Raw genomic sequence first — 22,293 nt, forward strand, 5'->3', positions numbered from 1 at the left:
CCGGAGGAAGGACTGCGATCAGGCGGCGGAGGAACCGCTGGAGCCGGAGCTCCCGCTCGAAGCGCCCGACTTCGAGCCGGACGAACCCGAACCCGAACCCGACGAGGCCGAGGAACCGTTCGAGGACGACGACGAGGAGGACGACGACGCCGTCTCGGACTTGGAGTCCGACGACGAGGACGACTTCTCACCGGACCCGTTCGCCGCACCGGTCTTCGCCGGGCTGCTGCTCGACGACGAGCCGCGGCTGTCGTTCCGGTAGAAACCGGATCCCTTGAAGACGATGCCGACCGCGGAGAACACCTTCTTCAGGCGTCCTTCGCACGCGGGGCACACGGTGAGGGACTCGTCGGTGAATTTCTGCACCGCCTCGAGGCCCTCGCCGCAGTCGGTGCACTGGTACTGATAGGTCGGCACTTGTTCCTCCTGGCACTCTCACTCAATGAGTGCTAACGACGCTCCATAGTGACCTATTCCGCTGGATCAGTCCACTGCCACCGGCACGCGGTGACCCATTCCACGCGCCGCGACCCGCCCCGGCGCCTTCGGCGCGAGCCGCGACCGCAGGGCGACGAGCGTGGCCAGCGCGAGCGCGGTGCCCACCAGCGGCACCACGAATCCGGCGCTCGCACCGTACGCGTCGGCCAGTTGACCGGCCACGGTCACCGCCGCCGCCTGCCCCAGCGCGACCGCGCCCGTGAGCCAGGTGAACGCCTCCGTACGGATGCCGGCGGGCACCAGCGTCTCGATGAGGGTGTAGCCGCTGATCAGCGCGGGCGCGATGAAGAGTCCGACCAGCAGGCCGAGTCCGGCGAGCAGCGGCACCGAGTGCGCGGCCCACAGCCCGGAGGTGGCCAGGGTCAGACAGACGTAGCCGGTGATCAGCCGGTGCCGGGGAGCGGTCTTCCAGGCGACGGCACCGCACACGACACCGGCGAGCATGTTGCCGGCGGCGAAGACTCCGTACAGAAGGCCGTTCGCGCCGGGACTGCCGATCTCCTCGGTGAAGGCGGTGAGCGAGACCTGCATGCCGCCGAAGACCGAACCGATGCCGAGGAAGACCAGGGCCAGCACGCGTACACCGGGAACCGACAGCGCCGAGACCCGCGCTCCTCCCGCGCCCGGTGTGCCCTTGCGCGCGGGCCTCGGCGCCGGTGCCGGCTGGGTGCGCCGCCGCGCGGCGAACAGGAGCCCGCCCACCAGGGTCAGCACGCCCTCGGCGACCAGCCCGGCCGCCGGGTGGACGCCGGTGCACAGCGCGGTCGCGAGGACCGGCCCGATGACGAAGGTGAACTCGTCCGTGACGGACTCGAAGGCGGCGGCCGTCGGCAGCAGCCGGGCGCGTTCCCCGGAGCCGCCGAGCACCGTCGCCCAGCGGGCCCGCACCATCGGCCCCACCTGGGGGACGGAGGCGCCCGTCGGTACGGCGGCGAGGAACAGCGCCCACAGCGGCGCGCCCGCCAGCGCCAGGACGGTCAGGGCGGAGACGGACGCCGTGTGCAGCAGCACGCCCGGCACCAGCACCGCCCGCTGGCCGAACCGGTCGGCGAGCCTGCCGCTGCCCGGCGCGAACAGGGCCATGGAGACCCCGGTGACGGCGGCGACGACGCCCGCGCGGCCGTACGAACCGGAGGTGTGCTGGACGAGCAGCACGATGCCGATCGTCAGCATCGCGAAGGGCTGCCGGGCGGCGAAGCCGGGAAGCAGGAACGACCGGACGCCGGGAGTACGCAGCAACTGGCCGTATCCGGGACGGCGGGCCGGAGCCGTACCCCCGAGCCCGGACCCGGACCCGGGGCGCGAAGGGGTGCCGGTGCTGGTGCCGGGACGCCCGGCGGAGGTGATGTCGACCGTGTCGGACACGGTCCTTGCCTTTCTGCCGCCTGGTGACGCCCCCGCGCGTGCCGGGGTGCCGAGAGCTGTCCTCAGTGCGCGGAACTGCGGTAGATACCCGGGTCCGCTGAAGGGGACACCACGGCCGCCATACGGTCGCGCCAGCCCTGCGTCAGGCAGAGTTGGTCGATCAATTCTGTGCGTCACGCTCAGGGACGGCCGAGAACACGACAGGCACGAACCTCACCCTACCTGGGAAATGCGGGGAAGATCCCGGCCCGTGCCTGTGATCGACGCCTCTTGGTGTCGCCGCCTTCGAATCCTCGGCGAAGCCTCTCCGGCACCCGTCCCCTCCCCGCTCCCGCCCCGGCCGTCAGCCCGATCCACGGCCGACCTTGCGGACCCCGCCGCCCGGCCTCTTCCGCCCTCCGCCGGACCCGCCGGACCCGCCGGACCCGCCGGAACCCCAAGCGCCTCCGAACCTCCCCCGCCGAGCCGCCCCGTTCACCCCGTGCGCCGTGTCCGTACCGCCCGCCGCGCCCGTCCCGCTCGTCCCCAGCCAGTCCGCCAGCTTTCCGCCCTGCCCGACCGCCCGCAGCCGCCGTTCGGCCGCGTCCCGCACCGGATCGGTCGCCACCACCAGCAGCTCGTCCCCCCGCCGCAGCACCGTCGACGGCCCCGGCACGAAGCTCTTGCCCTCACGTACGACCAGCGTCACCGCCGATCCCCGGGGCAGCCGCAGCTCACCGACCTCCACGCCGTGCATCTTCGACCGCTCCGGGATCGCCACGGACAGCAGATGACCGCGCAGCCGTTCCAGCGGCGCCGACTCGACCCCGAGGTCGGCCGCCTCCGAGGGGTCGCCGAGATGCAGTTTGCGCGCCACCCAGGGCAGCGTCGGCCCCTGGACCAGCGTGTAGACGACGACCAGCACGAACACGATGTTGAAGATCCGGTGGCTGCCCTCGATCCCCGACACCATGGGGATGGTCGCCATGACGATGGGCACCGCGCCGCGCAGCCCCGCCCATGACATCAGCGCCTTCTCCTGCCACGCGATGCGGAACGGCGCGAGACTCACCAGCACGGACAGGGGCCGCGCCACGGCGGTCAGCACGAGTCCGACGATCACGGCGGGCCAGAAGTCGTCGCCCAGTTCGTGCGGGGTCACCAGCAGCCCGAGCAGGACGAACATGCCGATCTGCGCCAGCCAGCCCAGCCCCTCCGCGAATCCGCGCGTCGCGGGCGCGTGCGGCAGCCTGGAGTTCCCCAGCAGCATGGACGCCAGGTAGACGGCCAGGAACCCGCTGCCGTGCGCCATGGCCCCGGCCGCGTACGCGACGACCGCGATGGCCATCACGGCGATCGGGTACAGACCGGAGGCCGGCAGCGCCACATGCCGCAGCCCGAAGGCGCCCAGCCAGCCGACGGCGAGGCCGACGGCGGCGCCGATGGCCAGTTCCAGGACGATCTCGCCCACCAGGACGTACCAGTGCTCCACCGGTCCGACCGTCGACAGCGCCACCACCATGATCACCACGGGGGCGTCGTTGAAGCCCGACTCCGCCTCCAGCGCACCTGTCACCCTCGACGGCAGCGGAATCTTCCTCAGTACGGAGAAGACGGCGGCGGCGTCCGTGGACGAGACCACGGCGCCGATGATCAGCGCCTGCCGCCACTCCAGTCCGACGAGGTAGTGCGCGGCGGTCGCGGTGACCCCGACGCTGACGCCGACGCCGACGGTGGAGAGGGCGACGGCGGCCGGCAGCGCGGGTCTGGCCTCTTTCCACTTGGCGCCCAGGCCGCCCTCGGCGAGGATCACGACCAGGGCCGCGTAGCCGAGGACCTGGGTCAGCTCGGCGTTGTCGAACTTGACGTTGAAGATGCCGTCCTGGCCGATGACCACGCCGATGCCGAGGTAGAGCAGCAGGCTGGGCAGCCCGCTCCGGGACGAGATCCGTACCGCGGCGACCGCGATCAGCAGCACGAGTGAGCAGATGAGCAGGAGTTCATTGAGCTGGTGGACAGTCAGCGGCCGATCCTTCCCCTCGCGCATGCCGGATCGTTTCCCCGGCAGTCGACACTTCGTTACCTTACCTAATCTTTAACGTTTCCTTGACGCGATCGATCGCCCGTGCGATCGATCGCGTGATTTCCTGTGTGATCGTCCTAGGGGTCCCGTCGGCCATTAGTGGTGACACCGCGTCGGAACGGGTGAACGGCTGCGCCTATGGTTGCTGGAGCATTTCCAGGACCGCCCTGCCCCTCGAAGGACAGCGATGCCCGCCAACTCAACGTCCCCTGCCACCAAGAAGAAGGGGCGACGCGCCCGCTTTGTCGTGATCGTCCTGGTGCTGGCCCTGGTAGCAGGTGTGGGCTACGGCGCCTACTGGGGCGTGAGTACCGTGCGTGCCTCGCTTCCCCAGACCACCGGCACCGTCAAAGTGCCCGGACTCGACGGCAGGGTGGAGGTCAAGCGCGACCGCTACGGCATTCCGCAGATCTACGCGAACACCGACCGGGACCTGTTCCGCGCGCAGGGCTACGTCCAGGCGCAGGACCGCTTCTGGGAGATGGACGTCCGGCGCCACATGACCGCGGGCCGTCTCTCCGAGATGTTCGGCGAGGGCCAGGTCGAGACGGACGAATTCCTGCGCACGCTCGGCTGGCGGCGGGTGGCCCAGGAGGAGTACGACACCAAGCTCTCGGACGAGACGAAGAAGAACCTCCAGTCGTACGCGGACGGCGTCAACGACTACCTGAAGGGCCGCGACGGCGAGGACATCTCCGTCGAGTACGCCGCCCTGGGCTTCACCAACGACTACCGGCCCACGAAGTGGACCCCCGTCGACTCGGTGGCCTGGCTGAAGGCGATGGCCTGGGACCTGCGCGCGAACATGCAGGACGAGATCGACCGTTCCCTGCTCACCAGCAGGATGGACGAGGAGCAGATCGAGGACCTCTACCCGTCGTACCCGTACGACAGGAACAAGCCGATCGTGACCGAGGGCGCGGTCGACCCGGGCACGGGCCGGTACGACCCCAAGGCCGAACCGGGCGACGCGACGGGCGACGGAACGGGCACGGGCGGCACCGACCCGGGTGCGGGCCTCGGCACCGGCACCGGTACGGGTACGGGCTCCGGCGCCGGCGGGACGCCCACCGGACCGGGCACCGGCACCGGCGGGGAGACCGGCGACTCCACGGACCCGGGCGCCGTCACCGAGGGTCTTGACTCCCAGCTCGACGCCCTCTCCACGACCCTCGACGAGATCCCCGCCCTCCTCGGCCCCAGCGGCAGCGGCATCGGCTCCAACTCCTGGGTCGTCGCCGGCGAGTACACGACGACCGGCAAGCCCCTGCTCGCCAACGACCCGCACCTGGCGCCCCAGCTGCCGTCCGTCTGGTACCAGATGGGCCTGCACTGCCGCAGCTTCACCGAGGACTGCGGGTACGACGTCGCCGGCTACACCTTCGCGGGCATGCCCGGTGTGATCATCGGTCACAACAAGGACATCGCCTGGGGCATGACCAACCTCGGCGCGGACGTGACCGACCTCTATCTGGAGAAGGTCACCGGCGACACGTACCTGTACGACAACCAGCAGAAGAAGTTCCTCACCCGCCAGGAAACGATCAAGGTCGCGGGGGGCAAGAGCCGGACCATCACCGTCCGCTCCACCGAGCGCGGCCCGCTGGTCTCCGACCGCAACCCCGAACTGCGCCGGGTCGGCGACAAGGCCCCGGTCACCAACTCCGCCCCCGACCGCGCCGACGGCTACGCGGTCTCCCTCCAGTGGACCGCGCTGGAACCGGGCCGCTCCATGGACGCCGTCTTCGAGATCAACAAGGCCAAGGACTTCGCGTCCTTCCGCAAGGCGGCCCGGAGCTTCGAGGTCCCCTCGCAGAACCTGATCTACGCGGACACCAAGGGCACCATCGGTTACCAGGCGCCCGGCCGGATCCCGATCCGCGCCAAGGGCGACGGCTCGGTGCCGGCGCCCGGCTGGGACCCGGCATACCGCTGGAAGGACTACATCTCCTTCGACGAGCTTCCTTATGAGGAGAACCCGGAGCGCGGCTACATCGTCACCGCCAACCAGGCCGTCATCGACGCGGGTGACTATCCGTACCCGCTGACCGAGGACTGGGGCTACGGCGCCCGGAGCCAGCGGATCAACGACCTCATCACGTCGAAGATCAAGGACGGCGGCAAGATCTCCACGGACGACATGCGCACCATGCAGAACGACAACCGCAGCGAGATCGCCACGCAGCTCATGCCGCACCTGCTCAAGATCGACGTGTCGGACCCGGCGATCCGCGAGGCCCAGAAGCTGCTCGAAGGCTGGGACTCCTCGCAGGAACCGGACTCGGCGGCGGCGGCGTACTTCAACGCGGTCTGGCGCAACGTCCTGAAGCTCGCCTTCGGGAACAAGCTTCCCAAGGAGATGCGTGTCCGGGGGGAGTGCCTCAACGTGCTCCCGGCCGACAGCACGGGCCCCGTGGACGACCTCACCCAACCGGTGCGGGAGTGCGGTCAGCGCTCGGTGAGCTCGGCGCAGCCGGACGGCGGCGACCGCTGGTTCGAGATCGTCCGCAGGATCCTCAAGGACGAGGACAACGTTTGGTGGCAGTCGCCCGCGACGCGGTTCGAGGATCCCACCAAGACGCGTGACGCCCTTCTGCTGCGGGCCCTGACGGACGCGCGCTGGGAGCTGACGGCCAAGCTCGGCAAGGACGTCTCCAGCTGGAGCTGGGGCCGGCTGCACCAGCTGAACCTGGAGAACCAGACCCTCGGTACGGAGGGCCCCGGCTTCGTCAAGACCCTGCTGAACCGCGGCCCGTGGAACCTGGGCGGCGGCGAGGCCACGGTCAACGCCACCGGCTGGAGCGCGGCCGGCGACTACGAGGTCTCGTGGGTCCCGTCCATGCGGATGGTGGTCAACGTCGGCGAGTGGGACAAGTCCCGGTGGATCAACCTGACGGGCGCCTCCGGGCACGCGTACAGCCCGAACTACACCGACCAGACCGAGAAGTGGACCAAGGGCGAACTGCTCGACTGGCCGTTCGGCAGCCGGGCGGTGGAGGCGAGCACGGGAGACACCCTGACGCTCGTGCCGTGAGCCCCCGGCAGGGCCGTGCGGCATGAGGTGCGGCGTTCCGTCCGGGGCGCCGCACCTCGCCGCTCACGGGCCGCCGAAGCGCGCGGTACGGCCCGGGGTCACCGCGACCCGCACGGGCCGGTCGTGCGGCTCCGCCGGGACCCGCTCCACCACCTCGTGGTCGTACAGCAGCACCGCGAGTACGGCCCCCGCCCCGGCCCCCGCCAGCCGGGCGAGGACCCGGTCGTACGACCCGCCGCCCCGCCCCAGCCGCATCCCCCGGCCGTCCACGGCCAGGCCCGGAAGCAGCACCACCCCCGCCCCGAGCACGGCGTCGGCACCCAGCCGCGCGCCGTCCGGCTCCAGCAGCCCGCGCCCCGCGCGCACCAGCCGCTCCGCCCCCTCGTACACCGCCCAGTCGAGATCGTTGTCCGGCAGCAGCACCGGCAGGAGGACCCGCACCCCCCGCTCCCGCAGCGCGTCGAGCAACGCGCGCGTACCCGGCTCGTGTCCCACGGAGACGTACGCGGCGACGGTCGCGGCCCCGTCGAGTTCGGGAAGCTCCAGTGCCCGCCGGGCGAGAACCACCGAGGCGTTCCGGACGTCGTCGTCGGAGAGCAGGCGCCGCGAAGCGAGCAGTCGCCGCCGCACGGCGGTCTTTTCTGACATGTCGTCGGTCACCGGACTTCGCAAACCTCTCCTATGTATGCGTACAGGGAGAAAGTTAACCGGATCCACATCTTCCCCTCATCCACGGCGGATATGGTGCTCGGCATGACTCAGTCACCCCCCAGGATCAGCAAGGCTGTCATCCCCGCCGCCGGCCTCGGAACCCGCTTCCTGCCCGTCACCAAGGCCACTCCCAAAGAGATGCTGCCGGTCGTCGACAAGCCCGCGATCCAGTACGTCGTCGAGGAAGCCGTGATGGCGGGGCTCTCCGACGTCCTCATGGTCACCGGACGCAACAAGCGTCCTCTGGAGGACCACTTCGACCGCAACTACGAACTGGAGGAGGCGCTCACCCGCAAGGGAGACACCGAACGCCTCGCCAAGGTGCAGGAGTCGAGCGACCTCGCCACGATGCACTACGTCCGGCAGGGCGACCCCAAGGGCCTCGGCCACGCCGTCCTGTGCGCCGCCCCGCACGTCGGCGACCAGCCCTTCGCGGTGCTCCTCGGCGACGACCTGATCGATCCGCGCGACCCGCTGCTCTCCCGCATGGTCGAGATCCAGGAGCGCGAGGGCGGCAGTGTCATCGCGCTGATGGAGGTCGAGCCCGACCAGATCCACCTCTACGGATGCGCCGCCGTCGAGCCCACCGCGTACAGCGACGTGGTCAAGGTGCACGACCTGGTCGAGAAACCCGACCGCGCCGAGGCCCCCAGCAACTACGCCATCATCGGCCGCTACGTCCTCGACCCCGCCGTCTTCCAGATACTGCGGCAGACCGAGCCCGGCCGGGGCGGTGAGATCCAGCTCACCGACGCGCTCCAGCAGCTGTCCGCCGACGAGAAGGTCGGCGGCCCGGTCCACGGCGTCGTCTTCAAGGGACGCCGCTATGACACGGGCGACCGAGGCGACTATCTGCGTGCCATTGTCAGACTCGCATGCGAACGTGAGGACCTGGGACCGGACTTCCGGGCCTGGCTCCGCAGTTACGTGGACGAGGAGATGTAGCACCGTGAGCGGTACGGCGACACCGGCACCCACGCCCGCCCCGGGCCACGGGCGGCTCTGGACGGTGGACGAGCATCTGGCGGACATCCTGGCCACGATCCGCCCGCTCGACCCGATCGAGCTCCAACTGCCCGACGCCCAGGGCTGTGTCCTGGTCGAGGACGTCACGGTGCCGGTGGCCCTGCCGCCGTTCGACAACAGCTCCATGGACGGGTACGCGGTCCGGACGGCCGACGTGTCGGGCGCCGACGAGGAGTTCCCGGCGGTCCTCACCGTCATCGGCGACGTCGCCGCGGGCGGCGACTCCGCGCTCCGCGTCGGCCCCGGCCAGGCCGCCCGCATCATGACCGGCGCGCCGCTGCCGCCCGGCGCCGAGGCCGTCGTCCCCGTCGAGTGGACCGACGGCGGTACGGGCGGCGGGGCCGCCACCACCATGCGCCCGGCCGGCTCGGCGCCCGAGGGCGCGAGCGGCGAGGTCCGGGTCCACCGCCTCGCCGAGCCCCGCGCCCATGTCCGCGCGCGCGGCAGCGACGTCCAGGCCGGCGACCTCGCCCTGGAGGCCGGTACGGTCCTGGGCCCGCCCCAGATCGGCCTGCTGGCCGCCATCGGCCGCGCCACCGTCCGGGTCCACCCGCGCCCGCGCGTGGTCGTCCTGTCGACCGGCAGCGAACTGGTCCAGCCGGGCGAGGCGCTGGGCCAGGGCCAGATCTACGACTCCAACAGTTTCGCCCTCGCCGCCGCCGCGCGGGACGCGGGCGCCATCGCCTACCGGGTCGGCGCCGTCACCGACGACGCGGACACCCTGCGCGCCACCATCGAGGACCAGTTGATCCGCGCCGACCTCGTCGTGACGACCGGCGGCGTCAGCGTCGGGGCGTACGACGTGGTGAAGGAGGCGCTGTCCTCCGTGGGAGACGAGGACGAACCGGGCGGCGGCGTCGACTTCCGTACCCTCGCCATGCAGCCGGGCAAGCCCCAGGGCTTCGGCTCGATCGGCGCCGAGCACACCCCGCTGCTCGCCCTCCCCGGCAATCCGGTCTCCTCCTACGTCTCCTTCGAGCTGTTCGTCCGCCCGGCGATCCGCGCGCTCATGGGCCGTCAGGACGTCCACCGGCCGACGGTCCGCGCGATCCTGAAGGCCGACAGGGCGCTGACCTCCACGGCGGGCAGGCGCCAGTTCCTGCGGGGCACGTACGACGCCGACACGGGCTCGGCCGTCCCCGTCGGCGGCGCCGGATCCCATCTCGTCGCGGCCCTCGCCCACGCCGACGCGCTGATCGTGGTCCCCGAGGAGACCACCTCCGTGGAACCGGGCAGCGAGGTCGACGTGGTGCTGCTCGGCTGACGCGCGCGCGGTGGCGGTACCGTGTCCTGCCAGACAGGCCCCGCCGGGCCCGGACCGGGAGCACCACAGCGATGACCGCCTTTCCCCGGGGGGACACCCCCGGACCTGCCCCACAGGACCACCTGACGCATGTCGACGAGACGGGCGCGGCCCGCATGGTCGACGTCTCCGCCAAGGAGGTCACCGCGCGCACCGCCCGCGCGAGCGGCCGGGTGCTGGTCTCGCCGCGCGTGGTCGAACTGCTGCGCGGCGAGGGCCTGCCCAAGGGCGACGCCCTGGCCACCGCCCGTATCGCCGGCATCATGGGGGCGAAACGGACACCGGACCTGATTCCGCTCTGCCATCCGCTGGCCCTCTCGGGGGTCACGCTCGACCTCGCGGTCGCGGACGACGCGGTGGACATCCGGGCGACGGTCCGGACCACGGACCGCACGGGCGTGGAGATGGAGGCCCTGACCGCCGTCTCGGTCGCGGCGCTGACGGTGGTCGACATGGTGAAGGCCGTCGACAAGGGCGCCGTCATCACGGACGTCCGGGTCGAGGAGAAGACCGGCGGCAAGTCGGGCGACTGGTCCCGTACGGAAGCGGCGAAGCCCGCGTCCGGCACCCGGCCGCCGTCGAACGGGACACCCGGGAGGGGCACGGCATGACCGATCCCGCCGAGAGAGACGGCACGCCCGCGCCGCGGGCGGGCGAGCCCCGCCGCGCGCTGGTCGTCACCGCGTCCAACCGCGCGGCGGCCGGGGTGTACGCCGACACCGGAGGCCCGATCCTCGCGAACGCCCTCGCGGAGCTGGGCTTCTCGGTCGACGGACCGCTGGTCGTGCCCGACGGCGACCCGGTCGGACAGGCCCTGCGCGAAGGGGTCGCCGCCTCGTACGCCGTCATCCTGACCACCGGCGGCACCGGCGTCTCGCCCACCGACCGCACCCCGGAGGCGACCCGCGCCGTCCTGGACCGCGAGATCCCCGGCATCCCGGAGGCGATCCGCGCCGAGGGCGCCCGCAAGGTCCCCACCGCCGCGCTCTCGCGCGGACTGGCGGGCGTCGCGGGCCGGACGCTGATCGTCAATCTGCCGGGCTCCTCCGGCGGTGTACGGGACGGGCTCGCCGTCCTCGGCCGGCTGCTCGTCCACGCCGTCGACCAGATCCACGGCGGCGATCACCCCCGTACCGACGGATGAACCCCTTCTGGCCCGTGGCGCTCGTGGACGGAGACGTGGTCCTCCGCCCGATAAAGGCACGCGACCAGCGGGCCTGGCGCGAGGTGAACCGGCGCAACCGCGAGTGGCTGCGCCCCTGGGAGGCCACGATCCCGCCGCCGCCCCCGGGCGCCCCGCCCGCGCAGCGCCCGACGTACCGGCAGATGGTCCGCCATCTGCGGTCCGAGGCGAACGCGGGGCGCATGCTGCCGTTCGTCATCGAGTACCGGGGGCGCCTGGTCGGCCAGTTGACCGTGGCCGGGATCACCTGGGGCTCGATGTGCTCGGGGCATGTCGGCTACTGGGTGGACCGCGACGTCGCGGGGCGCGGTGTCATGCCGACGGCGGTGGCGCTCGCGGTGGACCACTGTTTCCGCGTGGTGGGGATACACCGGATCGAGGTCTGCATCCGCCCGGAGAACCGGCCGAGCCGCCGGGTCGTGGAGAAACTCGGATTGCGGGAGGAAGGCACCCGCCCCCGCTATCTGCACATCGACGGCGCCTGGCGCGACCACCTGGTCTTCGCGCTCACGGCCGAGGAGGTACCGGAAGGGCTCCTCCACCGCTGGCACCAGGCACGACCCGGAACACCACAGAAATGAAATAAGTGTTCGATATTAAGTCCTGTCTGACCATCAAGTGATCTGAACAATCACAAAAAAAGTCCGTGATATCAGCCAGATCGTGCGACACACCGGCTCAATTGGCGGATCCCCTCGCGCGAACACCTCTACGGTGTGAACCGTGAGCAGCAGCGGCCTCATCTACGCAGTCATCGTCGGGGCCTGGGCCGCCTACTTGGTACCGATGTGGCTCCGCAGGCAGGACGAGCTCAACGAGGCCCGTCCGACGGAACGCTTCAGCACCGCCATCCGGCTGCTGTCCGGACGCGCGGCCATGGAGCGCCGGTACGCCAAGGAGTTGCAGGACCGCACCACCGAGGAGGCCGAACCCGACGGTGTGCCGCCGGACGTGGCGGCGGAGCCGACCGGCTCCGTCGACGTCCGGTCCTTCTCCGCGCCCCCGGCCCGTACGGAGGTCCGGCTGAAGATCCCGGCACCGTCCGCCCCCATGTCCGAGCGACGCCCCCGCCCCGACGGCGCGGCGGCCGAACGCGCCCGCCGCGCCCAGCGCTCGCAGGTGCTCGCCCGCCGCCGGCGCACCACCGTGGTCCTCTTCCTCGCCTTCACGGTCGGCGCGGTCGTCGCGGGCGTCCAGGGCCTCGCCTTCCTGTGGGCGCCCGCCGCCCCCGCCGTACTCCTCAGCGCCTACATCGTCCATCTGCGCGCCCAGGAGCGGCGCCGCTTCGTCTTCACCATGGACCGCCGCCGGGCCGAGATGGCCGCGCAGCGCCTGCGCGAGAACCGCCCCCGCCGCCACCACCACGCGGCGCCCGCCTCCCCGTCCCCGGCCCGGCCGGACGACGCCCCCGAACCCCGCCCCGCGCCCGAACCGGCCCCGGTCTCCCCGCAGGAGGCGGGCCGCCGCGCCCTGGTCGAGCAGACGGACCACGCGGAGTGGGTCGACCAGCAGCGCGAACGCGGCCCGTCCGGCGGCGACAGCTGGGACCCGGTCCCGGTGCCGCTTCCCACGTATGTCACGGCCCCGGTCGCCCCGCGCGCCACGGGCGGCGTCAACGTCAACGACCCGGAGACCTGGAGCCCGTCCCGCTCCTCCACGGCCGACCCGACACCCCCCGACCCCGCCCCGGAACGCCACGCCCCACCACCCCCGCGCCGCACCCGCGACCGGGGCCGCACCCCCCTGTTCGACCAGTTCGACGGCGACGACCGCCCCCGCGCCGCCAACGAATGACCGGCCCGGAACGGATTTCCAAGCACCCCGACCGGGGTGCTAAAGTTCCACATGTCGCAAGGGCCTGTGGCGCAGTCTGGTAGCGCACCTCGTTCGCATCGAGGGGGTCTGGGGTTCAAATCCCCACAGGTCCACGGCAGAACGGTTCCCGAGTCCGCTCGGGAAGAGTTCACGAGATCCCGCCCGATCCCATGGATCGGGCGGGATTTCCGCGTTTCCGGAGCCGGTTCGCCATGGTGTCCGGGCGAGGCAGGACCGACTCCCCGGACCTGGGAACACCCCCGTCGTCACGCTCCACACGCTCACGTTCCGGTCACGCCACGGACGGAGGTCACGGCTTCGCCGGTGTCCGGCCGGCCGAGGGGGACGGGTGCTGCCAGACGCGGCAGGAGATGGCCACCACCAGGGGCCAGATGGCCTGGACGAGGGTCACCACCCGTTCCGCGAGGCCCGGAGCCTTGCCGCTCTGGAGCTCGAAGACGAACCACAGCGCGCACAGGCACATCCCCACGCTCGCCGCGAGTGCCACCCGGAAACGCAGGCCCCAGGGCATCGGCCGGTCGCGGCGGCGGGCGGCCAGGGCGGGCCAGATCGCGAGGAGGACGAAGCCGGTGGCCGCGACCGTTCCGTGGCCCAGGTTCCCGCCTCGGTACGGAGCCGGCACCAGGGTCAGGATGATCGCGGCCAGTCCGCCGCCCGCAAGGGCGATCCGCCCGAGCGGGGCCGCCTCGCGCAGTCCGTGGGCCGTGAGCATGTAGCAGGTGCCGAGCACGAGGAGTATCCCGGTCATCAGCCAGTAGGCGCGGGCGCCGTAGGACGCCAGGATGCTGAGGGTGTCCACCGCCGGGTTGTAGCCGGGCCCCTGCAACCGCTGTGCGATCAGTGAGGCGCCGATCAGAAGGAGAGGGGCGCCGCCCGAAGAGAGCAGGACCCACCAGGGGGCACGTCGCATCGCCCCACCGTAGACAGCACCCGCCGTCTCTTCGCGGTGACACACAGTCAGCGGCCGTAGGCTTCCCTCCGGGGACCGGGAGCGGAAGACGGCACCGAGGAGCGGACGGCGTGCGGCGGATCGATGTGGCGGAGCGGCGGGCCCGGCTCGGGGTGCGGCACCGGCTGGCCGTGGCGGCGCGGGCGGACGGTCCGGTCGAGGTGGCCCGGGACCTGGTCGCGCTGCACGGCACCGACCCGTCGTCCGTGTACGTCTCCGCGTGGGCCCGGATGAACGGCGGCGCCGTACGGGACGTGGAACGGGCTCTGTACGAGGACCGCTCGCTGATCCGGCTGCTGGGCATGCGCCGTACCGTCTTCGTCACCACCCTCGACGTGGCCCCCGTGATACAGGCCGCCTGCTCCGACGCGGTGGCCGTGCGGGAGCGCCGAAAGCTCCTCGGGTACCTGGCCGTGTCGGGCGTCGCCGACGATCCGGCGGGCGTACGGCGCTGGCTGGCCGAGACCGAGGACGTCGCCGTGCGCGCGCTCGCCGCGCGGGGCGAGTCCACGGCGGCCGAACTCGCCGGGGACGACGTCCGCCTCCGTACGGAGATCGTCCTCTCGGCCGGCAAGGCGTACGAGGGCACCCAGCGGGTCGCCAGCAGGCTGCTGCTCCTGCTCGCCGCCGAGGGCCGGGTGGTACGGGGCCGGCCGCGCGGGTCGTGGACCTCGCACCAGTACCGGTGGGCGCCGCTGACCGACTGGTTCCCCGGCGGCCTCGCGCACTGGGACACCCACCGGGCGGAGGAGGAACTGGCCCGGCGCTGGCTGCGCGCCTTCGGCCCCGCCACGGCGGACGATCTGCGCTGGTGGGCCGGGTGGACCAAGACCCAGGTCAAGCGGGTGCTGACGGAACTGCGGCCGGTCGAGGCCGATCTCGGCGGCGGCGCGACCGGGCTGCTCCTGCCGGACGACCTCGACACGACCACCCCGCCGGAACCCTGGGCCGCGCTGCTCCCGGCGCTCGACCCCACACCGATGGGCTGGCACGCACGCGACTGGTTCCTCGGCGGCCACGGCCCGCGCCTCTTCGACCGGGTCGGGAACATCGGCCCCTCGCTCTGGTGGAACGGCCGCGTCGTCGGCGGCTGGGCGCAGGACCGGGACGGGCGGATCGTGTGCCGCTTCCTGGAGGACGTCGGCGCGGACGCCGAGGCGGCCGTACGCGCCGAGGCGGACCGGCTGGCCGTACCGCTGGGCGACGTGCGGCTCAGCCCCCGTACCCGGGGCCGTACCTGGCTGGAGGACGAGCTCGCGGGCTGAGGGGCCCGGACCGGGTTCGGGCGGTCTCAGCGCTCTCCCGCGAACGCGCACGGCAGCGAGCGGACCCGGTTGTCGAAGTTCGACGGCACCAGCACCGGGGCGCCCACGGAACGCAGTTCGGGCAGCCGGGCGAGCAACTCCCGGAACAGCGCCTTCATCTCCTGCTTGGCCAGGAACGTGCCCAGACAGTAGTGCGGCCCGCCCCCGCCGTAACCCACATGGGGATTCGGGTCCCGGGTGATGTCGAAGCGGTCCGGGTCGGTGAAGACGGACTCGTCGCGGTTGGCGGAGGCGTAGAACAGCACCACCCGGTCGCCCCGCCGGAAGTCGTGGCCGTTCATCCGGTGGTCGCGGGTGAGCCGGCGCCGGAACTGGATGATCGGCGTCGAGTACCGCACGATCTCCTCGACGGTGCCGTCCGCGTACCGGTCGAAGTCCTCCAGCAGCAGGGCCCGTTGTTCCGGGTGCTCGGTCAGCAGGGACAGGCCGTGGGCGATCGCGTTACGCGTGGTCTCCACTCCGGCCACCATCAACAGCGAGAAGAACGAACCGAGTTGGCGGCCGTTCAGCGACTGCCCGTCGACATCGGCGTTCACCAGCGCGGAGATGAGATCACCGGTCGGATTCCGGCGCCGCTGCCGCCCGAGCTCCGCCACCATTCCCTGCATCGACGCCAGCGCGCGAAGTCCCTTTCCGGGCACGCGAATACGCTGCCGTACCGTACGCGCCACCCCTGTTTCGACCGACGCGCGATTCACCTGTGCGAGGATCGACGGGCGTTCCTTCCCGGGGATGCCCATCAGATTGCAGATGATGTCGAACGGCATGCGCGAGGCGACCGCCGTGACGAAATCCGACGGCCGTTCCCGCAGTATGTCGTCGACAATGCGGGCGGCCACCGAACGGACGTCCTCCTCCGTCGCGGCGAGAATGCGCGGAGTGAAAGCGCGGGAGACGATCCGCCGCAATTGGGCGTGCTGCGGATCGTCGAGATTGACCAGCGACTCGCCGAACAACGCCCGTACCCAGCGGGCCGGTTCCGGTGTGGTGACCCCGGGCGCGCTGCCGAACACCCGCGCGTCCCGGCTGGCCTCCACCACGTCCGCGTGGCTGACCAGCGCGTGGAAGCCGCGCTCCGGCCGCAGCGGGCCGGCGGGCCGCTCCACGAAGTACCGTGGCGCCCCGGCCGCGCGCAACTGCGCGAAACCGGCAAGCCTTTCGGAATGCGGCAGTCTCCAGAACGAGGGATCGGCGAGATTCGGCGTCATTGGTCATTCCTTCCGTGGCGTCGAGCTTCCCACGGAGGACAGCACATCGGCGGGGTGTGAGAAGGGAGTTGCGGAGTCGTCCTCGTACAGAGGAACGACCACTCCGCCAGTCGGGTGACGCGAACTCACTCACGGCGCCGACGGGCCGCTACTGTGCCGAAGCATGACCTCTACCAACACCGCGCAGGGAAACACGCGATACGCCCCGCTGCTCGGCACCCTCACGGTAATTCCCTGGACCGGCGAGCCCTCCGACGGCGAGCGCAACCCGCCTTTTCTGCTGGCCTATTCGCTCGGCGACGGCCGTGACGGCCCGGAGGCCGGGGAAGAGGCGATGCGCGCCGTCATCAAGGAGGTCGGTCTGACGACCGGAGCCGGTGTGACCGACGTGGCGCAGTCGCCGAACGTCCCGATCACGCTGCTGGTGCAGGCCGGGCGGGCCGTCCTGACCATGCCGTACCTGAAGGCGCAGTGCGCCGTTCCGCCGGAATGGGAGCGGGACGCGCTCACGACCGGCTCGGTGTACTACATCATCGCCACCCAGCCGTGGCCCGGGGGCGCCCCCGGCAGGCCGGTGGGCGAGGAGGCGCTGCGTGCCTTCGTCGGCGACGAGCAGGTGCTGGCCGGTGCCGCGCACTGTCTGGTGCCGGTGAGCAGCCTGCGCGGCTGAGGAGGGCGGCGGTACGGCCCCGTCCCCCGGGGCCGTACGCCGTACACCCGCCGATCCGCGCACGGGCCCGGGTACACACCCGTCGGCCCGCGCACGGGCCCGCGACCGCTCAGACGCCGCCCCGGCCGGCCCCGCCGCTCGCGGGGACCGTACGTCCCGCCGCGCCCCACTCCCGGACCAGCGCGGTGTAGATGGGGGTGGGGACCGGCAGGGCGGTGGGCGGCGGCGGGGTCGGCGGAGGGGGCGGGGGGACCGCTTCGGCACGGTGCTCGGGCACCACGGAGAGGCGCTGCCATCGGGGTGCTCGGACGGAGTTCATGCCCTGGCAACGCCGTACTTCGCTTCCGAGTCACTGTGTCCGGCGTGTCGAGGGGGACGGACGAAACGCTACTTCGAATACGTGATCGAACCGGTGGAGCAGACCATGGCAACAGCAGTGACCGGCAAGGCGTCGTCGTCCGACGGCGACGCACCCGACGCCACCGACAAGTACGGCGGCAGGCACAGGGACAGGCGCGCGGGCGGGCACGGGGTCGGATACGAGGACGAGACCGCCGGGGACGGGCCACGCCTCCTTGGTGCGGGGTGGGGGTTGGCGTGGTTGTTGGTGGTGTCGGGTGCGGCGGGTGTGCTGGCGTCGTGGGTGATCACGCTGGACAAGTTCAGGCTGTTGGAGGATCCGGGGTTCACGCCGGGGTGCAGTCTGAATCCGGTGGTGTCGTGCGGGAACATCATGAAGAGTGCGCAGGCGTCGGTGTTCGGGTTTCCGAATCCGATGCTGGGGCTGGTGACGTTCGCGGTGGTGGGGTGTGTGGGGCTGGGGTTGCTGGCGGGGGCGCGGTACGGGGTGTGGTTCTGGCGGGGGCTGAATGCGGGGATGCTGTTCGGTGTGGGGTTCTGTTCGTGGTTGCAGTATCAGTCGTTGTATGTGATCGGGTCGTTGTGTCTGTGGTGCTGTCTGGCGTGGGTGGCGACGATCGTGATGTTCTCGTATGTGACGGCGTTCAATGTGACGCGGGGGGTGGTGCCGGCTCCCGCGGGGGTGCGGGTGGCGCTCGGGGAGTTCCCGTGGGTGGTCCCGGTGCTGTGGACGGGGATCGTCGGGATGCTGATCCTGACCCGCTGGTGGGACTTCTGGACCAGCTGACCGCAGCCGGTGAGAGCAGCGGCTGACCACGCCGGCCACCGCGCCGGTCGGCGCCGAACGACGAAGCGGCCGTCCCGAGTCCTCGCTTTCGCGTGAGGGCGCGGGACGGCCGCCGGTGTACGGGGCGGCGAACGCCTCCGTCCCGCGGACCGGGCTGCGGGCTACCGGCCGAGCGGAATCTCGCCGAGCGGAATCCCGCCGAGCATCGCGCCACCCTTGCCGCCCTTCGCGCCCTTACCGCTCTTGCCACCCTTGGCCCCGCCGCCGAGCCCCTTCGCCACGTCGCTCACGCTGTTGACGAGCGAGCCGTTGTTGTTCGGGTCCAGCGCGTTGGTGTTCACCACGTCGGCCTGGAGCGTCTCCTGGTTGGTCACCGTTTCGAGCGCCCCGCCCAGTCCGCCGTTCAGGCTCGTCGGGAGGGCCTCGGCGGCGAACGCCGGGGCGGCGGCGCCCATCGCCATCATCGAACCGGCGACGACCGCGGCGATCTTGAGGGGCTGCATCGGCTTCATGGTGATCCTTCTTTCGACGGGGTTCTCGCTTGCCTGGCCTCGCCCTCAGTAACGATGCCCGGCCGCCCCGGACACGACGAACGGCCGTACGGGACCCGTGTTGACGGGGCCGTACGGCCGTTCCGGCGTACCCGGTGTCACGGCATACGCGGCGTAGCGCTGTCCGTGGGGTTACGGCTGCTGCGGTGTCTGCGGCGTCGTCGGTACGCCCGCGTCCGGTCGCTCCGGAGTGGGCGCGGGGGCCTCGGCGCCCGGCCGTGTCGGCATGGCGGGCATACCCGGCAGGTTCGGCGCCGGGATGTTGCCGTTCATGACCATCGCCGTCGCGAGGTTGACCAGCGCGGTCATGACGGCCTGCGAACGCTCAGCGACGGCCTTCGTGTTCTGCGAGGTGCTGGCCCTGACCAGCGCGTCCGCCGCCCTCTGTACGGAGGTGACGGCCCTGGCCGTCGCGTCGGCCGCGGCCTTCCCGTCGGGGCCCATGGCGTTCGCCGGGGCCGCCTGGTGGGCGTGGCCCGTGGTGTTCGCGGGAGCGGCCGGGGCGGCCCGAAGGGCCTGCCGCACGGTGTCCAGCGACTGCTTGACGGCCGCCTGGTGCCGCCGGGCGTCCGTGGCGGCGATCTGGCCGTTGTCCGCCCGGAGGACGGCGTCGACCAGGCCGGTGACCGGCGTGATGGCCCCGGACAGCGAACGCAGGGCCTGCGCCTGCCGGGTGAGGGTCTCGACGTCGGCGACGGGGGCGCGGTCAGCGTCGGCGGCGACGGCGGCCGGCGTCCGGTCGGCGGTGACGGCGACGGCGACGGCGGTACCGGTGGTGCCGAGGACGAGGGCGGCGCAGACAGCGGTGGCTGCGGCGCGTGAGGACAGCAGGGAACGCATGAAAGGGTCCTTTCGGGACACGTAGTGGGGGTTCGTGTTCACCGTGGGTCGCGGGGCCGCCGCCCGCAACCGTGGAAAGCCGCCCCCCGGTGTCCGCCGATCGGCCGTTTCCACCCCGCTGACCTGGACCGGGCCCTCATGGACCGTCACCCGTCCGGGACGGGCGCCCCCGCCGAAAGGGTGGCCCGGCCCGCCCCCGCGCGGCCGAGGAGCTGTCCGTCCTCGCGCAGTGAAGGCGCTGTCCGTCCTCGTACGGCAGGCGCTGTCCGTCCTCGTACAGCGGAAGAGCCGCCCGCCCCTTGACGGGGAGAGCGGCTCTTGCCGTGGGTGACGGCAGGTGTGCTGCTGTCAGATTCAGGCGTTGACGCAGGTGTTGCCGAAGGCCGGGTTGAGCAGGCCGACGACGTTGATCGTGTTGCCGCAGACGTTCACGGGCACGTGCACGGGCACCTGGATGGCGTTGCCGGAGAGGACGCCCGGGGAACCGATGGCCGCGCCCTGGGCGCCGGCGTCGGCGAAGGCGGCACCGGAGGCGCCGACGACGGCGGCTGCCGCCGCGGAGGACAGGACGACAGCCTTGGCGATACGCGACATGGGGATGAGCTCCTCGGTCTGGAGGGAATGACCGCCGGGCGCGGTTGCCCGACTCATCGATCAACGCGGGGGGTGCTGATCGGTTGCGGTCCGAATGAGTGAAGAAACGATCCAGGTCCGGCCGTTGCCGGTGCCGGACCCGGCCGCCCCGTCGGGGGGAGCGCTCGGGTGAGCTCCGCCGCGGGGCGGGCGCGGGTCAGGCGGGGACCCTCACGGGCGGGGCGTCGGTCAGGCGTTGACGCAGGTGTTGCCGAAGGCCGGGTTGAGCAGGCCGATGACGTTCACCGTGTTGCCGCAGAGGTTGATGGGGACGTGGACCGGAACCTGGATCAGGTTGCCGGACAGGACGCCCGGGGAGTTGGCCGCCACGCCCTCGGCGCCCGCGTCCGCGGACGCCATGCCGGCGCCGGCGAGGAGGAGGGCGGTGCTCGACGTGGCCAGAACGGCTGCCTTGGCGACTCGCTTCATCACCATATCCTTTCGATTTACCAATGGTGCGACAGGCTCAACGACCGGCGGCCGTTCGGGAAACGCGAGGTCGTCCGAAGAGTTCGAAAGACCGCACGACCGGGTGCCGGGAACGGCCGCATTCCGGGAAAGAGACCGTGCTTTGGTACGGTCCGCGCGTCTCACGTGATTTTCAGTCCGCGCTCTGTAAGGGTGCACTGTCGATTCATTCTTCGGGTCGGAGAGTCTTCATGCGCGATGGCGTGGTTCATGCTGTAAGGCGCGGTCTGCTGTTCGCCGTGACGGTGACGGCGACAGTCGCCGCGGCGGCGGTGGCTCCGGTCCCGGTCTCGGCCGCCCCTCCCACGAAAGGGACGGTCCCGGCGGCGCCCGCCGATCCGGGTGCGGGCGGTGCGGAAGAGGCGGTCCGCATTCCGTTCGGCGAGCGTTATCACGCCGTCCAGCGCGGCGGGATCGTCCGGGCGGCGAACTCGGCCGTCACCTGCCGGACCACGGGCCGCCACACCGTCGTCACGGCCGCCGACGCCGCCGCCTGCCGGGCCGCGCGGGAGAGCCCCACGGCGTCCAACGACCGGTTCGACATGTTCTACACGGACCTCGACGAGGACCCGAACACCTACAACGCGACACGGGGCGAGGTGCGCCTGCCCACCGGGGCGACGGTGAGCTACGCCCGGCTCTACTGGGGCGGCAACCTGCGCGTCGGCGAGCAGAAGCCGCCCCGGGACAACGGGCGGGTCCTGATCGCCGAGGCGGGCGGCGCGTACAAGGAGGTGCTGTCCGACACGCTGGTCGGCCACCGTACGACCGTCGGCGCCGACGTCTACCACGCGTCGGCGGACATCACGCCGCTGGTGCGCGCCGCCGGTTCCGGCATGTACACGGTGGCGCAGCTCAATGTCGCGATGGGCCGGACGGCGGCGGGCGCGTGGGGCGGCTGGACGATGGTCGTCGCGTACGAGCGGCCCGAGGACCCGCTGCGTCATCTGGTGCTCTGGGACGGCTTCGAGGCGATGGACGAGGAGCGCCGGGAGGTACGGGCCGGGCTCGGGCGGCTGGCGGTGCCGCCCGGCGGCGCGGGCACGCTCGGGGTCGTCGCGTACGACGGGGACCCCGGTGCCGGCGGGGACTCGCTGACCGCCGGAACGGATCGCGGGAAAGCGCGTGCGATCAGCGACGCGGCCAATCCGGCGAACGATGTGATGAATTCCAGTATTTCTGACCTCGGTTCCAATCACATTAAAAGACAACCCGCCTATAAGAACACTCTTGGATATGACTCCGATGTGTTCGACTTGCGTGAAGCACTCGCCCCGGGAGGCGACACTGTGAACGTCAGTTTCCGGACCGGGCGCGACTCGGTCTGGCTCGGAGCGTTTTTCGTAGCGGTGGACGCGCGGCGCTGATCCGGCCCATTCGTCCGCGCTTCGGCAGCGCTTTCGGGCTTACCCGATTGTCCGATCCGCGACATCAGAGACCCTGAGTGGAGTGAGTTGCGCGTGCGGTCGTCAAGGCACGGTCCC

The 22,293-nt window shown here is 71.6% G+C and carries 22 protein-coding genes and 1 tRNA gene; 12 read left to right on the forward strand and 11 right to left on the reverse strand.

Annotated features, from left to right (window positions below; all coding sequences use genetic code 11):
* Positions 1-18: 18 nt before the first annotated feature.
* The 3 genes from OG875_RS18210 to OG875_RS18220 form a co-directional block, all read right to left on the reverse strand.
* Entirely contained in the window at positions 19-417 is a 399-nt protein-coding gene (locus OG875_RS18210; RefSeq protein WP_330175282.1) for an FmdB family zinc ribbon protein, read from the reverse strand.
* 66 nt (positions 418-483) lie between these two features.
* The gene (locus tag OG875_RS18215; RefSeq protein WP_330177792.1) at positions 484-1,737 is read right to left on the reverse strand and encodes an MFS transporter; all 1,254 of its coding nucleotides are present in this window, start codon (positions 1,735-1,737) and stop codon (positions 484-486) included.
* Between the two features lie 469 nt (positions 1,738-2,206).
* Complete coding sequence (locus tag OG875_RS18220) at positions 2,207-3,889, reverse strand: potassium/proton antiporter (RefSeq protein WP_330175283.1); 1,683 nt, start codon at positions 3,887-3,889, stop codon at positions 2,207-2,209.
* A gap of 223 nt (positions 3,890-4,112) precedes the next feature.
* On the opposite strand from OG875_RS18220, the gene OG875_RS18225 reads away from it, so the two are divergent.
* Entirely contained in the window at positions 4,113-6,959 is a 2,847-nt protein-coding gene (locus OG875_RS18225; RefSeq protein ID WP_330175284.1) for a penicillin acylase family protein, read from the forward strand.
* 63 nt (positions 6,960-7,022) lie between these two features.
* Here OG875_RS18225 and OG875_RS18230 read toward each other — a convergent pair whose 3' ends face one another.
* Positions 7,023-7,607, reverse strand: a complete 585-nt coding sequence (locus OG875_RS18230) for a 5-formyltetrahydrofolate cyclo-ligase (protein WP_330175285.1) — start codon at positions 7,605-7,607, stop codon at positions 7,023-7,025.
* A gap of 105 nt (positions 7,608-7,712) precedes the next feature.
* Between OG875_RS18230 and galU the strand changes: the two genes are divergently transcribed.
* The 7 genes from galU to OG875_RS18265 all read left to right on the forward strand — a co-directional run bounded on the left by galU (position 7,713) and on the right by OG875_RS18265 (position 13,110).
* On the forward strand, positions 7,713-8,615 hold the full coding sequence (gene galU, locus OG875_RS18235; protein ID WP_330175286.1) for a UTP--glucose-1-phosphate uridylyltransferase GalU: 903 nt from the start codon (positions 7,713-7,715) through the stop codon (positions 8,613-8,615).
* 4 nt (positions 8,616-8,619) lie between these two features.
* Complete coding sequence (gene glp / locus OG875_RS18240) at positions 8,620-9,960, forward strand: molybdotransferase-like divisome protein Glp (RefSeq protein WP_330175287.1); 1,341 nt, start codon at positions 8,620-8,622, stop codon at positions 9,958-9,960.
* 71 nt (positions 9,961-10,031) lie between these two features.
* Positions 10,032-10,610, forward strand: a complete 579-nt coding sequence (gene moaC / locus OG875_RS18245) for a cyclic pyranopterin monophosphate synthase MoaC (RefSeq protein ID WP_330175288.1) — start codon at positions 10,032-10,034, stop codon at positions 10,608-10,610.
* Positions 10,607-11,143 (forward strand): MogA/MoaB family molybdenum cofactor biosynthesis protein, encoded by a 537-nt coding sequence (locus tag OG875_RS18250; protein WP_330175289.1) that lies wholly within the window; start codon positions 10,607-10,609, stop codon positions 11,141-11,143. The genes moaC and OG875_RS18250 overlap by 4 nt, the downstream gene beginning before the upstream one ends.
* Positions 11,140-11,763, forward strand: a complete 624-nt coding sequence (locus tag OG875_RS18255) for a GNAT family N-acetyltransferase (RefSeq protein ID WP_330175290.1) — start codon at positions 11,140-11,142, stop codon at positions 11,761-11,763. Before OG875_RS18250 ends, OG875_RS18255 begins: the two co-directional genes overlap by 4 nt.
* Positions 11,764-11,905: 142 nt before the next feature.
* Positions 11,906-12,976, forward strand: coding sequence for a divisome protein SepX/GlpR (gene sepX / locus OG875_RS18260; protein WP_330175291.1), 1,071 nt, complete (start codon positions 11,906-11,908; stop codon positions 12,974-12,976).
* Positions 12,977-13,036: 60 nt separating this feature from the next.
* A tRNA-Ala gene (locus OG875_RS18265) sits at positions 13,037-13,110 on the forward strand.
* A 197-nt stretch (positions 13,111-13,307) separates the two neighbouring features.
* Here OG875_RS18265 and OG875_RS18270 read toward each other — a convergent pair.
* Positions 13,308-13,928, reverse strand: coding sequence for a DUF998 domain-containing protein (locus tag OG875_RS18270; protein ID WP_330175292.1), 621 nt, complete (start codon positions 13,926-13,928; stop codon positions 13,308-13,310).
* Positions 13,929-14,038: 110 nt separating this feature from the next.
* Here OG875_RS18270 and OG875_RS18275 point away from each other — a divergent pair, with 110 nt between their 5' ends.
* The gene (locus OG875_RS18275; RefSeq protein ID WP_443079137.1) at positions 14,039-15,232 is read left to right on the forward strand and encodes a winged helix DNA-binding domain-containing protein; all 1,194 of its coding nucleotides are present in this window, start codon (positions 14,039-14,041) and stop codon (positions 15,230-15,232) included.
* A 26-nt stretch (positions 15,233-15,258) separates the two neighbouring features.
* Here the strand turns inward: OG875_RS18275 and OG875_RS18280 are convergent, their stop codons facing one another.
* The gene (locus OG875_RS18280; protein ID WP_330175293.1) at positions 15,259-16,500 is read right to left on the reverse strand and encodes a cytochrome P450; all 1,242 of its coding nucleotides are present in this window, start codon (positions 16,498-16,500) and stop codon (positions 15,259-15,261) included.
* Between the two features lie 163 nt (positions 16,501-16,663).
* On the opposite strand from OG875_RS18280, the gene OG875_RS18285 reads away from it, so the two are divergent.
* Entirely contained in the window at positions 16,664-17,170 is a 507-nt protein-coding gene (locus OG875_RS18285; protein ID WP_330175294.1) for a DUF5949 family protein, read from the forward strand.
* A 109-nt stretch (positions 17,171-17,279) separates the two neighbouring features.
* Here the strand turns inward: OG875_RS18285 and OG875_RS18290 are convergent, their stop codons facing one another.
* Positions 17,280-17,489 (reverse strand): hypothetical protein, encoded by a 210-nt coding sequence (locus OG875_RS18290; protein WP_330175295.1) that lies wholly within the window; start codon positions 17,487-17,489, stop codon positions 17,280-17,282.
* Positions 17,490-17,570: 81 nt separating this feature from the next.
* Here OG875_RS18290 and OG875_RS18295 point away from each other — a divergent pair, with 81 nt between their 5' ends.
* Positions 17,571-18,317, forward strand: coding sequence for a vitamin K epoxide reductase family protein (locus OG875_RS18295; protein WP_330175296.1), 747 nt, complete (start codon positions 17,571-17,573; stop codon positions 18,315-18,317).
* 161 nt (positions 18,318-18,478) lie between these two features.
* Here the strand turns inward: OG875_RS18295 and OG875_RS18300 are convergent, their stop codons facing one another.
* The 4 genes from OG875_RS18300 to OG875_RS18315 form a co-directional block, all read right to left on the reverse strand.
* Positions 18,479-18,829 carry a hypothetical protein gene (locus tag OG875_RS18300; protein WP_330175297.1) on the reverse strand — a complete coding sequence of 117 codons (351 nt, stop codon included), beginning with the start codon at positions 18,827-18,829 and terminating at the stop codon, positions 18,479-18,481.
* 171 nt (positions 18,830-19,000) lie between these two features.
* Positions 19,001-19,708 carry a hypothetical protein gene (locus OG875_RS18305; protein WP_330175298.1) on the reverse strand — a complete coding sequence of 236 codons (708 nt, stop codon included), beginning with the start codon at positions 19,706-19,708 and terminating at the stop codon, positions 19,001-19,003.
* Between the two features lie 354 nt (positions 19,709-20,062).
* Positions 20,063-20,302 carry a chaplin gene (locus tag OG875_RS18310; RefSeq protein ID WP_330175299.1) on the reverse strand — a complete coding sequence of 80 codons (240 nt, stop codon included), beginning with the start codon at positions 20,300-20,302 and terminating at the stop codon, positions 20,063-20,065.
* A gap of 228 nt (positions 20,303-20,530) precedes the next feature.
* Positions 20,531-20,770: a chaplin gene (locus tag OG875_RS18315; protein WP_330175300.1), complete on the reverse strand. Its 240-nt coding sequence runs from the start codon at positions 20,768-20,770 to the stop codon at positions 20,531-20,533.
* 230 nt (positions 20,771-21,000) lie between these two features.
* Between OG875_RS18315 and OG875_RS18320 the strand changes: the two genes are divergently transcribed.
* Entirely contained in the window at positions 21,001-22,176 is a 1,176-nt protein-coding gene (locus OG875_RS18320; protein WP_330175301.1) for a DUF3344 domain-containing protein, read from the forward strand.
* Positions 22,177-22,293 lie beyond the last annotated feature (117 nt).

Source organism: Streptomyces sp. NBC_01498 (assembly GCF_036327775.1).
Taxonomy (GTDB): Bacteria; Actinomycetota; Actinomycetes; order Streptomycetales; family Streptomycetaceae; genus Streptomyces.

Excerpts from the sequence above, each read along its gene's own strand:
- OG875_RS18220 (WP_330175283.1), bottom strand. The coding sequence starts at position 3,889 with ATGCGCGAGGGGAAGGATCGGCCGCTGACTGTCCACCAGCTCAATGAA.
- OG875_RS18225 (WP_330175284.1), top strand. The coding sequence starts at position 4,113 with ATGCCCGCCAACTCAACGTCCCCTGCCACCAAGAAGAAGGGGCGACGC.
- OG875_RS18230 (WP_330175285.1), bottom strand. The coding sequence starts at position 7,607 with ATGTCAGAAAAGACCGCCGTGCGGCGGCGACTGCTCGCTTCGCGGCGC.
- galU (WP_330175286.1), top strand. The coding sequence starts at position 7,713 with ATGACTCAGTCACCCCCCAGGATCAGCAAGGCTGTCATCCCCGCCGCC.
- moaC (WP_330175288.1), top strand. The coding sequence starts at position 10,032 with ATGACCGCCTTTCCCCGGGGGGACACCCCCGGACCTGCCCCACAGGAC.
- OG875_RS18250 (WP_330175289.1), top strand. The coding sequence starts at position 10,607 with ATGACCGATCCCGCCGAGAGAGACGGCACGCCCGCGCCGCGGGCGGGC.
- OG875_RS18255 (WP_330175290.1), top strand. The coding sequence starts at position 11,140 with ATGAACCCCTTCTGGCCCGTGGCGCTCGTGGACGGAGACGTGGTCCTC.
- OG875_RS18270 (WP_330175292.1), bottom strand. The coding sequence starts at position 13,928 with ATGCGACGTGCCCCCTGGTGGGTCCTGCTCTCTTCGGGCGGCGCCCCT.
- OG875_RS18280 (WP_330175293.1), bottom strand. The coding sequence starts at position 16,500 with ATGACGCCGAATCTCGCCGATCCCTCGTTCTGGAGACTGCCGCATTCC.
- OG875_RS18285 (WP_330175294.1), top strand. The coding sequence starts at position 16,664 with ATGACCTCTACCAACACCGCGCAGGGAAACACGCGATACGCCCCGCTG.
- OG875_RS18290 (WP_330175295.1), bottom strand. The coding sequence starts at position 17,489 with ATGAACTCCGTCCGAGCACCCCGATGGCAGCGCCTCTCCGTGGTGCCC.
- OG875_RS18300 (WP_330175297.1), bottom strand. The coding sequence starts at position 18,829 with ATGAAGCCGATGCAGCCCCTCAAGATCGCCGCGGTCGTCGCCGGTTCG.
- OG875_RS18305 (WP_330175298.1), bottom strand. The coding sequence starts at position 19,708 with ATGCGTTCCCTGCTGTCCTCACGCGCCGCAGCCACCGCTGTCTGCGCC.
- OG875_RS18310 (WP_330175299.1), bottom strand. The coding sequence starts at position 20,302 with ATGTCGCGTATCGCCAAGGCTGTCGTCCTGTCCTCCGCGGCGGCAGCC.
- OG875_RS18315 (WP_330175300.1), bottom strand. The coding sequence starts at position 20,770 with ATGAAGCGAGTCGCCAAGGCAGCCGTTCTGGCCACGTCGAGCACCGCC.
- OG875_RS18320 (WP_330175301.1), top strand. The coding sequence starts at position 21,001 with ATGCGCGATGGCGTGGTTCATGCTGTAAGGCGCGGTCTGCTGTTCGCC.